Origin of the sequence: Bifidobacterium [indicum] DSM 20214 = LMG 11587 (assembly GCF_000706765.1) — a bacterium.
GTDB lineage: Bacteria > Actinomycetota > Actinomycetes > Actinomycetales > Bifidobacteriaceae > Bombiscardovia > Bombiscardovia coryneformis.
The window spans coordinates 439,213-452,517 of the sequence record NZ_CP006018.1 but is presented as its reverse complement, the minus strand read 5'-3'; the positions used below and the strand labels follow the sequence as shown (position 1 = coordinate 452,517).

Here is a 13,305-nt window from a genome sequence, read left to right as displayed (position 1 = left end):
CTGGTCCGCGCGGCCAACGGGAACGACCCGGTTGAGGTGCACACAGCCAGGGGCGATAGCCAGTCTCCCTACTCGGAGACCAGGGCCTTCTTGAGGTCGGCGATATCGTCCGGATCGGCACCATTCCCGAGCAGGTATTCACGGACCGACCCGTATTGAGCGTCAATCATGTCCAGAATTTCGCGAATCAGGGAAGCCGGGGTCATGGTGATCATCGGCTCAAGACGTTTGGGGAAGTCGACACCGGATTGGGCGATCATCGCCAACATGGCATCCTTCCAGGCCCCCGAAAGATTGGCCTGGGATGAGGCGTAATCGGCGACTACCTGGTCACGGTCGGCCCCCACCAGGTCCAGCAGGAAGGCGATGGACGTACCCGTTCGGTCCTTGCCCGCCGAACAGTGAATCAAGGTTCCGCGTCCCTGCCTAGCCATGTTTGCGGTGCGGTGAAGCACCTGCACATAATCCGGGCCGTTATGTGCCACCAGGGAGAGATAGGACTGATGGAGTGCAGCCTCGGCATCCATCTCCCTGCCTGCCTCCAACGACCGCTCCCTATCGGCATCGATGGGCATGGCACCATCAAGCATGGGAATATGCACATCCTCGACGCCGTCCAACACCGGATCGGGCATGGCCTTGGCCTCGTCACCGGTGCGCAGGTCAAGCACGAGACCTATCGGGGAATCCTCCACCTGGCGCCTCCCCTCGGCCGTCAGCCCGTATAGGGCCTCGGACCGATACAGGAGACCGGACCTGACCTGTCCGCCAGCGGTCCTGATGCCGCCAAGATCGCGGAAATTGTACAGTCCGTCAATATGACCCACTCGTTCCATCCGCCCTGCACCTTCCTCGCGTTCCCTGCTTATGCCCCCCGGCAACGTTCGACTGAGCAAAACCGGCAGACCTTATCAGGACATCATTCCTCCTTTTATAGCACCATAGGTCCGGATACCTGTCGGTCCCACACAATTCGCGATATATTGTGGTTTTTATGACGAGCCAACCTTGCGAAACCCCTCCCGCAGACCCCCCGGACCTGCCGGGATACCATTACGTCCGCCCCCTGGGCATGGGAGGCACCTCATCCGTTTATCTGTATGAACAGGAGTCACCCTCACGACCGGTGGCCGTCAAGGCGAGCGCATACAGCCAGGCCACCCACGGGCTCTTCCTGAGGGAGGCAGACTATCTGGCCAGGCTCTCCACCCACCCCTATATCCTGACCATCCACCAGGCCGTCGTCAGCAGGGACGGTCGGGACTGCCTGATCCTGGAGTTCGCATCGGGCGGCAACTGCAAGACCATCATGCGCTCGACCAGGCTGAACGAGGAGCAGACACTCGACCTGGGCGTGCGGATGGCGAGCGCCCTCTACAGCGCCCACACCAAGGGAATCATCCATCGCGACGTAAAACCGGGAAATTTCCTGATAACCGAGCAGGGCCTTCCCGTCCTGTCCGATTTCGGCATCTCGGCCTCCACCTACGGAACGGCTGAGGCCAGGGGACTCTCGATACCCTGGGCGGCACCCGAGATCCTCGCCAACAGTGCAGGCGGTTCCGAGGCCAGTGACATCTACTCCCTGGGCGCCTCACTCTTCGGTATGTTGACCGGGCAATCCCCATTTGAATACGGGTATCAGGTAGCCAATGAGGATCAGCTGGCCCAGGCCATAATGCACCAGAGGCTTCCGTCTCTGCATGGGGGCGAGGCTTCGGTCATGTTCGAACAGGTTCTGGACCGGGCCATGGCCCACGATAGGGACGACCGATACTACACCGCTCTCGACTTCGGGCGGGCCATGCAGAAGATACAGCAGAAACTCTACGGCCACATGACCTCCTTCATAGGAGATGGGGTCGCCCCCTTCCCCGACAAGGGCGATGGCGGACACACGACAGGTTTGGGCATCGATGCTGGCCGGGATGGTCTCAGCGATGCCACCGACGTTGGCAGCCAAGGACGGTTGTACGGCGATGCAGGCCAGGCAAGGAATGGCGGCCGCCTATCCGGCAAATGGGTGCGACCGGTCCTGGCGGCAGGGGCGACACTGCTGGCAGTGACCCTTGTGGTCGGCCTGTTCGTTCTGCCAGACATCGACAGCATCAGGCCCGGAGCGGCCACGACTGCACCCGGGAACGAAACTTCGACGACGATTCCCGAAACAACCAACACCGAGGGACCCATTCCGCGGAACAGTTTCGAGGACCATACCCCTGTACCTTCGGTCGTTGGCGGAAGTGGGACCTACCAAGGCGCACAGGTCGTCTTTACCTGGGACAATCCGGATCCCCAGCCCGGCGACACCTATGTCTGGTACCCACTTGCCGATCAGGCCAGCAGGCATGGGTCCACTGCCCAGACCAATGAACCTTCGGCTGTACTGCCTCAGGCGGAGGGGACGCAGACCTGTATCGCAGTCAGTCTGGTTCGGGCGGATCAGCGGGTCTCCCAGGAGCCAACCACAATCTGCGCCACCCAGTGAACAGGAGCGGAGCCCGTCATCCTTCCCATCCGGCTCATTTATCCACATTGTTCTACCGGCCGATTTTCTCGACGGCAGGAAGATACACTCGAATCGTAGGCATCCCGAATGGGCGGGCGATGAAAAAAGAAGCCCCTTCCGGCAACGTGAAAGAGCCGGGGATGACACTATGGAATTCTTGTTGGAGCAATCATCACAAGGCAAGGAATAATAATGGGTAGTGGGAGCGGCCCCTCGCGGCGGCACCGAATCAGGCAGCGGATCCGTTCCCTCATGTCCTCGACGCGCAGCCCCTGGGCCATCCCTGTCGTGGTTTTTATTGCCCTGGTCCTGATTGCGACAGGCGCCATCCTGCTGAATACAATCAACCGGCAACAGGTACAGGTTGATGATGGAAGCGTCTGGATCACCTCCCAGGACGAGCGCAAGGTGGCCCGTTTCAAACCGGGAATCGGCGAGGCCGACGTGGCCTTGTCGACCAATACCAGCCGCTTCGACCTGGCGCAGAGCGGCTACACCACCATCCTGGGGCAGGATGGTGCCATGTCGCCCATCAACGCCTCGACCGCCAGCATCGGTGACCGAACCAGGCTGGGAACCCAGGTTGAGCAGATTGTCAACGGCCCGACCGTCGCCCTCCATCAGCGGACCACAGGCAAGGTGTGGGTGGGGCGGGGCGATGACCTGAAAGCCCTGGACCCGAATCAGCAACAACCAATCTTGACCCTTGGCCGCGGAGGGGCCGTATCCGTCACCCCCCAGGGTTCCGTCTACGCCTTCCGTCCCTCCGATGGAGCCGTACTGGTGGTGGACGGCCCCGGCGGGAAAACCCACCGTACCCTGGAATCCATAACCGACGGAAAGCCGATCAAGGCCGATGGGATGGCCGTGGTCGGAGACCAGGCAGTGGTCCTTTCAGGCAGGACACTGTACTGGTCCAAGGGATCCACCCGAATCCACAGTTCAGGCGACCTGACGATACAGGAGACCCCGGTCGACCGCATCCAACGTAACGACTGGGTGGGGGTCAGCGATCAGGGGGGTGTCCACCTGGTCAATCTGGATGCCCCGGGCACGGATCCCACCCTGATCACCACCGGCGGGAGCGGACAACCCGCCCGTCCGGTCTCTTCAGGAGGCTGCCTCTGGGCGGCGTGGTCCTCGCCCAGCCGCAACTTCATCCGCCTATGCGGCACAGGGGGCGCAATGCCCTCAGCGCAGGATGGGGGAAGGAAATCCGATCCTGATCCCCGCCTGTCCACGCTCCAGTCCATCTCCCCGACCGACAACCTGGTCTTCCGCGCCAATCACCGGCAGGTCATCCTCAATGACGTCCTGGCAGGCAACGTATGGAATCCCCGCGAGTCCACGAAGATGATCAAGGTCCAGTGGCGAACCATGGAGGTCAAGGAGACCCAGACCAGGGACCAGAAAGAGGACTCGGCAAACAACCAACAACGGTTCGCCCCCTCCTGCGACAGCCGGTCCGGGTCCATCAAGGCCGAAGACGACCAGTTCGGGATACGAGCGGGAACCCAGGCCCTCCTGGACCCCCTACGCAACGACCACCAGACGGATTGCTCGGTTCTGCAGATCAGCGATGCACAGACCTCCAGCGGCGAGGTGACCCTGGCCCCGGTCTACGATGGCCGATTCCTCCAGGTCGATGCAGGACGAGCCAACCCCGGCACCATACGGATCAACTACTCCATCACCGACGGCCACGGGCAGGTGTCCTCGGCCGGCATCGTCCTGACAATCGCCCCGGCCAAGATGATCGAGGAAAACAGGGCCCCCGAGCAGGTCGATACCCCACCCGAATACGAGGTGGAGCAAGGAGCCACCATCAGCATCAATGCCTTGGCCGGATTCATGGACCCCGACGGGGACACGATGACCCTGGTTGCGGCAGCCCCCACCAATTCCGACCAGGTATCGGTCACGACAAGGACCGATGGCAGGCTGACCCTATCCACCGGATCCGCCACATCCGGACGAGTCGGCATACGAGTGACCGTCTCCGATGGGAGACAGAGCGGAGACGGACTGGTCTACTTCTCCATCAGGCCCGCCAATACCCTGAGTCCCCTGGTCGACCCGGTCATCAGGCAGGTCCAACCCGGGAGGACCGTCAGGATAAATCTGAAGGAAACCACACACGGCAATTCCGCCCAGCCTCTGCAACTGGCAAAAATCAGCCAACCCGACGAGGCCCGGGTGGAGTTCAACACCGAGGACCTCTCCTTCACCTTCAGCGCCCAGAATCCCGGCACATACTACGTGCCCTACACCGTCGCCCAGGGCGATCACACCACACAGGGGCTGGCACGGTTGGAGGTGGCCCAGATCAAGGGGGAGGCAGCCAAACCGGTCGCGGTCAATGACGTGGCCCTCCTGGGAGCCGACCAGACCGCAATCGTCGATCCTCTTGACAATGACCTTGATCCCATGGGCGGGGTCCTTGCCCTGACTTCCGTATCAGCCGATCCGTCTTCGGGCATCAAGGCCGGAATCGTCAATCATAAGAGGATCTATCTGACAGCACGTCAGATCCCCTCCCACCCGGTCAACATCACCTACACCGTCGCCAACTCGGCCGGTGACGCACAGGGGACCATCACCCTGCAGCCACCGCCCCTGGATCGGGGATCCTCAACCCCCAAGGCCGACAACATCAGCGCCCAGGTCCGGCAGGGAGGCCTGGTCACGGTCAGGGTCATGGACCATGTGACCTACCCCGATGGAACCACAGTCAGCCTGGAACCCGATCTGGGCAGGGACCAGGGAACCTTCAAGGGACTTGTCTTCGTCTCCGGCGATGTGGTGCGTTATCAGGCAGGCCAGGAACCGGGAACCTATCCCGTGACCTACACGGTCAAGGACAACCTCGGCAACACCGCCTCGGGAGTCATCACCTTCGAGGTCCATACCGGCAACCAGAAGGACAAACCGGCTCCAACCCCCGACGACGTACAGGCCCAGGTGGCCGCAGGGTCCAAGGTCCGGATTCCCGTCGCCCTGACCGGCATCGACCCCGATGGGGACTGTGACACACTGTCCGGACTGGGAAACCAGGCACCCAAACTGGGGCGCATCACCCAGGTCGGGGCCGATTACCTGATATATGAGGCCTATGCCGACTCCAGTGGGACCGACGATTTCACCTATGCGGTCGAGGACTGGGTGGGACAACGCGCCCAGGGCCATATCCGAGTCGGAGTCTTCCGGAATTCCACAGGCGGGGGCGTATTCAGCCGGGACGACCAGGTGACCATGAGACCGGGCATGGCAGTGGATGTGCCCGTCCTGTCCAATGACATTTCGGGAGACGACACCCCACTGACCCTTGACCCCCATCTGGAGGCCACCGGTGTGAGCGAAGCCAAGGTGGTGGACAACATGATCCGCCTGACCACACCACCCCAGGCCGGCACCGCATATGTGGTCTACCGTGCCAGGAACCAGGCGGGCATCAGCGACCAGGCGACCCTGACCATCACCACGGACCCCAAGGCTCCGATACAGCCGCCGACCCTGCAGGATTATGACGTGGCCCCTGCCGATACCATCGACAAGCGCACGGTCGAGGTCGATTTGGCCGACTCCATGTCCAATCCCTCGGGAACCGTGGAGGACCTGAAACTTGAGGTGCATCCCAGTGCCGGAGAACATGCCCGGGTCAAGGGTGGTCCGGGGTCCACAGTCCTCAGCATTGACCTCACCGATCAAGCCAGGGCGGTCCCCTACACGGTCACCAACACCAGGTACGGCATTACCTCCACGGCCTTCGTCAAGGTGCCCGCGTTCGGGGTATTTCCACCCACCATCCGCCCCAAGGCCCCTGATCTGCGTGTCCGGGCCGGGCAGAGCATCACCATCGATATCGCCGACCATGTACGGGTGGGAGCAGGCAAGACCGCCCGAATCGCGTCACCCGATTCCGTTTCGGCCACCAAGTCCGACGGGTCCGACCCCTATGTGGATCCAACCACCCTCAGGTTCACCGCAGACAGGGACTATTCCGGGCCTGCCTCCCTGACCTTCACCGCCCAGGATGGAGTACCCGACGGGAAGACCATTGTCAACTCGGCCGTCCTGACCCTTCCCATCACCGTTGAGGGAGGGCGTGAAGAACCGCCCACCCTCTCGGCTCCACCCATAGACCTGGTGGCCGGAGACCCGGCTCAAACCATCTCCCTGAAAGCCCTGACCCGGATTCCCCGGGGAAGCGCCTCCGACTCCTACACCTATTCGACAAGCGGGGCCAGCGGCCCCATCCAGGTATCGCTCACACCCCAGGGTCAGCTCTCCGTCAGCGCGGACAAGACGGCTGCGCCCGGTGCCCGGGCAACCCTCCCCGTCACCATTGCCTATAAGGACGGCACCGTCAAAGGGGGCCTGACCTTCAGGGTCGTAAAGACCACCCGGCCTCTGGCATCGATACCGTCGCGGACCGTCAGGGCCAAGGCGGGGCAGAGCCTCAATGTCGACATGCTGGACGGGGCCATGAACCCCTTCCCCGACACTCCTCTGCGGGTGGTCGGCGTGGTGACGGACGATACATCCAAGCTGACCGCCTCACACTCCGGGGACGGACGGGTGACCATCAAGACCGATAGGGATATCGGCGCCTCGACCAACACCGTCCTGGTGACCGTGGAAGACGGCACCAGAGACAAGGACCGACGCGTAAGCGCATCCATAACAGTCAGTATCGTCGACAGGCCCCAGGCCCCCAAGATGCTGGCAGGGTCCCCCCGTGCAGGCGATGGAACAGTCTCGCTGGCCTGGCTGCCGGGGAGCGCCAACGGGAGTCCCATCGACGAGTACCGGGTCTCCTACCGGTCGAGCACCGGCTCCGGTCAGCAATCCTGCTCGCAAGCCACCACCTGCACCATCAGCGGCCTGTCCAACGGGCAGGACTACAGCTTTACGGTTCAGGCCCACAACGAGGTCGGATGGTCCCCGGCCTCCTCCCCGCTGGCGGCCAGACCTGACGTGATACCCGGCGGCGTTCGGAACCTATCCATGGACGGCAACACCAAGGAGACTCTGACGGTGAGGTGGGACCAGCCCGAGAACCGCGGTTCCGCCATTGACCGATACCTGATACAGACCACCGGATCAGGCTGCGGATCGATGAGGGGGCGCTCCCCCACGTCCACCAGCGCAGTCTTCTCCGTGGACCATCAGGATGCCGGACAGGCCTGCTCCATCACCGTTACACCATCCAATCTCGCCGGTGCCGGTGAAGCCCGGTCAGTCTCCGGTTCCACCTGGTCGCACCCCGACCCGCCCGCCTTCGGCAAGATAGAGCAGTCCGACCCCACCAACAACCCCGGTCTGATCGACCTGGCACTCATCCCGGGCGCCGACCACGGCAGGCCCTGCGGGGACATCCTGGTCACCATCGAGGGAGCCGACCCCTCGGCTGACTCCTGGACCCTGGGCTGCACTTCCGGAATGGCCACGGGGCAAATCACTCTGCCAGCCTCGATGGCAAGGCCCGGGAATACCATCCGGTTCAAGGCCATCAGCCGCATCGGCGGCATGGGAGAGGAAGGGCAGTCGCCAGCCACGACCAGGGAGCTGACGCTTGCAGGGACACGTCCACCCAAGAAGAGAGCCATGGAGAGCCGTCGAGCACAGGCCACCCGGGAAGCGGAATACGCGCCATCAGAACCACGGAACCGGGGGAAACCGCAAGCAAACGCAACCAGCCGGTCTTACGAGAGAACAAGGATTGACAGACATGAATGACCGATTCCAGGACGACCACACCCAGAATGCCCACACCCCAATGGACGATGCCACCAGAGTGGGTTCCCACCATGTTGGCGGCAGCCTTGCACACCCCGGCCAGGCAAACCCCAGGCAGCCCGCCGGTCGGGCAGGGACATCCAGCCGCAAGGAGATGCGCACCGACCTTGAAGACAGCACCAGGCTGGGTGCATACCAATCCAGGTCGCTGGCGGCGAGCAAACCACTGATTCAGGACAAGACCAACCTCAGTCCACTGGTCACGGGCAGCAACGAGATTCGGCACAGTGCACCCCAGGGGCCAACAGAGGCCGGCCCGGTAAGGACCTGCAGTGATTTCGCCAGGCTCTTCCGGTCCATCTCCGAGAACGTCAGCAAGGCAGTGGTGGGCAAGGAGGCGACCGTGGAGCTGTGCATCACGGCCCTGGTTGCCGGCGGCCACGTCCTCCTTGAGGACAATCCCGGTACCGGCAAGACCCAGCTGGCACGGGCACTGGCCAGGTCCATCGACGTGGAATTCAAACGGATTCAGTTCACCCCAGACCTCCTCCCCTCGGACGTCGTTGGCGTCACCTTCTATGACCAGACCGAGAGCAGGTTCTCCTTCAGGCCGGGGCCCGTTTTCGCCTCGATGATTCTGGCCGACGAAATCAACCGGGCCTCCCCCAAGACCCAGTCCGCCCTCCTGGAGGTCATGGAGGAAGAAAAGGTCACCGTCGACGGCAGCACCTACCAGGTGCCCCATCCCTTCATGGTCCTGGCCACCCAGAACCCGATTGAACAGTTGGGCACCTACAGCCTGCCTGAGGCTCAGATGGACCGCTTCCTGATTCGAACCTCCGTGGGAGCTCCCGGGCACGATGCAAGCATACGAATCCTTCAGGAGGCCGATATCAAGGACCGTGCCGGGATGATCACCGCCGTGGTCGGTGCCGACGACATCGCAGCCATGACCCAGTACGCTTCCAAAGTTTACTGTCATCCCTCCATCGTGGAGTACGCCGTTCGCATCATCGAGGCCACGCGTCACAGCAGGGCCATCAAGGTGGGCTCATCCATCCGTGGAGGCCTGGCCTTGATACGGTGTGCCCGCATCAAGGCATGCTCCCAGGAACGGGATTATGTCATCCCCGATGATGTCAAGGAGCTGGTCGACCCTGTTCTGGCCCACCGTCTGGTCTTGGAGACCGAAACCAGGCTCTCGGGAGTCGATGAGCACCAGGCCCTGGCCGAAGCCCTTGAAGGGGTTCCCGTGCCCACAACAGAGCACTGAAGGCATGACCGCAATGAGCTCCGACAAGACCTCACGACCAACCTCAGGGACCGTCCGTGAACCGACCGCCCATGCCTTATGGTGCCGGGTCCTCTCCATGGTGACACCACTCGGGTGGGGACTGGCCCTGGTCGCGGTCATTGCCGGTCTCGGGCTGGCCCTGACCGGCTGGGCCGAACTCCTGGCCCTTGCCCTGTCCAGCCTGGCCCTGATTGCCGCAGGGATGGTCATGAGCATGGGGAATCTGGGATACAAGGCGGAAGTCGACCTGAACAGGACCCATCTGAGTGTGGGCCAGGAGTCGGAACTCTCCATCATCCTGACCAACCCCGGCAAGCAATCCACCCGCAGCGGCAGAGTCGGCATCCTGGTCGGGGCCGAACCCTCCCACCTGCCGGTACCGGCACTATCGCCCGGACAGTCCGCCCACCTGCACCTGAATCTCCAGGCCCTGCGCCGCGGCGCCATATCCTTGGGCCCGGTCACTGTGGAGGCAGGCGACCCCTTCGGGGTGATTCGCCGACAGAGGGTTCTGGCCGCCGGAAACCAGGTTTATGTCCACCCGAGAACGATTGACCTTGATTCCATCACTGCCGGACTGCAACGGGACCTGGAAGGGCAGACGACTTCGGGAACCGTCGACGACGATATGGAGTTCCATACTCTACGCCCCTATGAGCCCGGAGACGACATCAAACGTGTCCACTGGTTGTCCACGGCCAAGACCGGTTCCATGATGGTCCGCCAGTATGAGCCCACACTCCGCACGGATACCGTCCTCTGGATGGATACGGACCCGACCTCATATTCCACCGCCGAGGAATTCGAACTGGCCGTCAGCATCTTCGCATCCCTGGGAGCTCGCTGCCTCCTTGACGACCGCGCGCTGGCCGCCATGATTCCCGCCGGCCAGACCGGCAACCATGCCGGATCGAACAGGGACGGGCAGATGAGCAACCGGAGAGTCGGCTTATCGCAAAACCGACCGACACGTGACGCAGACCTTCTTCGCACGGATACGCCCCGTGCCTTCCTTGATGCCTGCAGCCTCATCCTCCCTGTCCAGAAGCCCACCGAGGGAAGTGTCCGTCAAACCTCGGTCTCCTGGCTCAACATGATGGAATCCCATATCCCCGACGCTTCTTTGGTCCTGCTGGTGAGCGGCTCCCGTCCGGACCAGACGGATATCGAGACCATGGCAGCAGGTCTCCCCAAGTCCATCCGATCCATGGTCCTGACCGCAGCACAAGGAGAACGACCAACCATCCAGCAGCTGGGCACACTGACCCGGGCGCGGTTGGGCACCCTGGGAAACCTACCTCAGCTGTTGAGGACCCTCTCATGAAGACCGCTTCGACCTGGCAACCCCAGACACCCCCCTCCCCCATCCGCGTACTGGGAGGCGAGCAGACCGCACCTGTAGGCGCCGTGAATCGGGTGCGGGGTCTACTTTGCGCCCTGACCCTGGTACCACTCAACCTTCTGGCGGCCATCCAACTCCTCCCCGTGTACGCGGACCTCAAAGGATGGCTGCTGGTGGGACTCGTCTCCGGCATGACCGGAGCCCTGATCGCCCTGATCCGCTCCAGCCGTGCCTTCAGGCCATACCTCCAGGTTGGCCTGCTGCTTGTGGCCCAGTTCATCCTGGGCCCCATCATCACGCTTAATGGCACCACCCTCATCCATGTGCTTCCGACCAGCCAAACCCTGGCGGACGGATTCGCTTCCACGTTCGGCTCCTTCAAAGCCTTGATTTCGATTGACCCGCCACTGGGCTGGGAGGCGGGCGGATTCATGGCCTTGTGGACCCTGCTCCTGTGGACCTCCTTCCTGGCCGCCTTCCTGGAGGAACTACACCCCCTTGGACAGGAGGTACGCTCTGACGGCGGTATCGATCCCAGCCCTCTCCTGTCCATCCTGCCGATACTCGTCACCATGGGTGTATCGGCCCTCCTGGGAACCAGCCACGGTTGGCACCCCGGGCCTGCGGGGTACTGCCAGTGGATCCTGGTTCTTCTCTGGGCGTCCTGGCGCCTGGGCCTGCTTCAGCCCGGCAGGGTCATCGCCAAGTCACTGGTCCTGGCCCTGACCTTGGCCATTACCCTGGCCGGTACCCTTCTGGTCCCTCTCGACCGGCTGGCGCTGCGAGACCGGTACCGGCCTCCGATTGACCCCTACCAGTTCACCAGCCCACTGAGTGATTACAGGTCCTACATCAAGGACCATAAGGACGACACCCTGGTAACCGTTCACGACCTCCCGGCCGGCACCCCGGTCCGCATGGCCGTCATGGACAGGTACGACGGCAAGGTCTGGAACCTCTCCGACAGCACCATACCCGGGCAGTCCTCCGATTACCGACGCATCGGCAGTACCATCGCCCCCGACCCTGATGACGGAAACGATACCGGCGGAACGGAGGGGACAAGCTTCGAGGCCACCTTCACCATCCATCGGGATTTCGGGCACGCCTGGGTGCCCATGGCCGGGCAGCCAAGCTCAATCAACCCCGAAGGCAGATTGAGCAGGAACGACCTCTATTACAACAAGGCCACCGAGTCCGCCATCACCACCGCCCCACTCGGTGCCGATACCACCTATACGGTTCAGGGCACCACAAAGGCCAGACCCAGCCGGGATGCCATCAAGAACAGCCAGGCAGGGACGGCCTCGGTTCCCCCCGTCTCGAACCCTCCGGATTCCCTATCGAAGGTGGCGGCCCTAGTGACCTCCGTCCAGAGTCAACCCGGTGCCAAGGCCCTGTCAATCGAGGCCAGACTCCGCCAGGAAGGCTGGTTCTCCCATGGGTTGGAAGGCGATTATCCCTCCCCCTCCGGCCACGGGGACTACCGGATCGACCAGCTCCTCCAGGCCCAGGCCATGGTCGGAGACAGCGAACAATACGCCTCCGCCATGGCCCTTCTCGCCAGGCAGATGGGGCTCCCCTCCCGGGTCGTACTGGGGTTCATACCCAAGGACAAGCAGGGAGACATCAGCAAGGACCGCACCCATCAGGACGCCAGCGGCGGCACCACGGTGGACTTCAGGGGAGGGGATGCCGAAGCCTGGGTGGAAATCAACCTGGCGGGGTTGGGATGGGTGCCCTTCTATCCCACACCTCAGGAGACCAGGACACCGGACAGGAACCTGAACCTCACCCCTCCCAACCCCAAGACCTTGGTCAGGCAGCCACCGCCCCCACTGGTCGATCCTCCCAGGGATGACCAGGGCGCCAAGAGCAGGGCCCACATCGGCGGTCAGGATGCCGACAAGGAAGCCAGCCCCTCCTTCTGGGCCAGATACGGAGCACTGATCGGGAAGATTCTTGCCTATTCCTCGCCCCTCTGGATACTGACCCTGCTGGTCCTGTCCATCCTGGCACTCAAGGCATGGCTCCTGAATCGGGCCAGGACCGGAGGATCCCCCAAGGAACGAATCGAGCGGGGATGGAAGCAAATCAACAGCCTGGCCCGGCAATCGGGTCTCAGACTCAAGGGAACCAGAAGGGAACAGGCCAGAGCCATCAACCAGGACCTCCTTGGGCTCCACGAGCCCTTAATCGTTGAACCCGCTGGTGAAGACGACCTGTATCGGCTCTGCGCCATGGCCGACGGGGCAAGCTTCGACAATCACCTGGTATCGGACGAGGAAGCCGTCGAATACTGGAAGCTGGTGGACCAGGTCCGGCGGTCCATTCTGGAGGGCCTCCCCCGCTTCAGACGTTGGAAAGCGCGATTATCCCTGCGCCACATTCTCTGAGCCTGGTTGACTCGCGGTCTGTGCG

General features: G+C 62.7%; 6 protein-coding genes. 5 read left to right on the top strand and 1 reads right to left on the bottom strand.

Going from position 1 to position 13,305, the window contains the following annotated elements; genetic code table 11:
- Window positions 1-68: 68 nt before the first annotated feature.
- Window positions 69-836, bottom strand: a complete 768-nt coding sequence (locus tag BINDI_RS01625) for a tyrosine-protein phosphatase (protein WP_033491586.1) — start codon at window positions 834-836, stop codon at window positions 69-71.
- Window positions 837-994: 158 nt separating this feature from the next.
- Between BINDI_RS01625 and BINDI_RS01620 the strand changes: the two genes are divergently transcribed.
- The 5 genes from BINDI_RS01620 to BINDI_RS01600 all read left to right on the top strand — a co-directional run bounded on the left by BINDI_RS01620 (window position 995) and on the right by BINDI_RS01600 (window position 13,280).
- Window positions 995-2,488: a serine/threonine protein kinase gene (locus BINDI_RS01620; protein WP_052109089.1), complete on the top strand. Its 1,494-nt coding sequence runs from the start codon at window positions 995-997 to the stop codon at window positions 2,486-2,488.
- Window positions 2,489-2,701: 213 nt separating this feature from the next.
- Complete coding sequence (locus BINDI_RS01615; protein ID WP_052109088.1) at window positions 2,702-8,248, top strand: Ig-like domain-containing protein; 5,547 nt, start codon at window positions 2,702-2,704, stop codon at window positions 8,246-8,248.
- Window positions 8,241-9,521: an AAA family ATPase gene (locus tag BINDI_RS01610; RefSeq protein WP_162472054.1), complete on the top strand. Its 1,281-nt coding sequence runs from the start codon at window positions 8,241-8,243 to the stop codon at window positions 9,519-9,521. Before BINDI_RS01615 ends, BINDI_RS01610 begins: the two co-directional genes overlap by 8 nt.
- A 4-nt stretch (window positions 9,522-9,525) precedes the next feature.
- Window positions 9,526-10,866, top strand: a complete 1,341-nt coding sequence (locus tag BINDI_RS07070) for a DUF58 domain-containing protein (RefSeq protein WP_158332582.1) — start codon at window positions 9,526-9,528, stop codon at window positions 10,864-10,866.
- Window positions 10,863-13,280 (top strand): transglutaminase TgpA family protein, encoded by a 2,418-nt coding sequence (locus tag BINDI_RS01600; RefSeq protein ID WP_052109085.1) that lies wholly within the window; start codon window positions 10,863-10,865, stop codon window positions 13,278-13,280. The genes BINDI_RS07070 and BINDI_RS01600 overlap by 4 nt, the downstream gene beginning before the upstream one ends.
- Window positions 13,281-13,305: the final 25 nt, after the last annotated feature.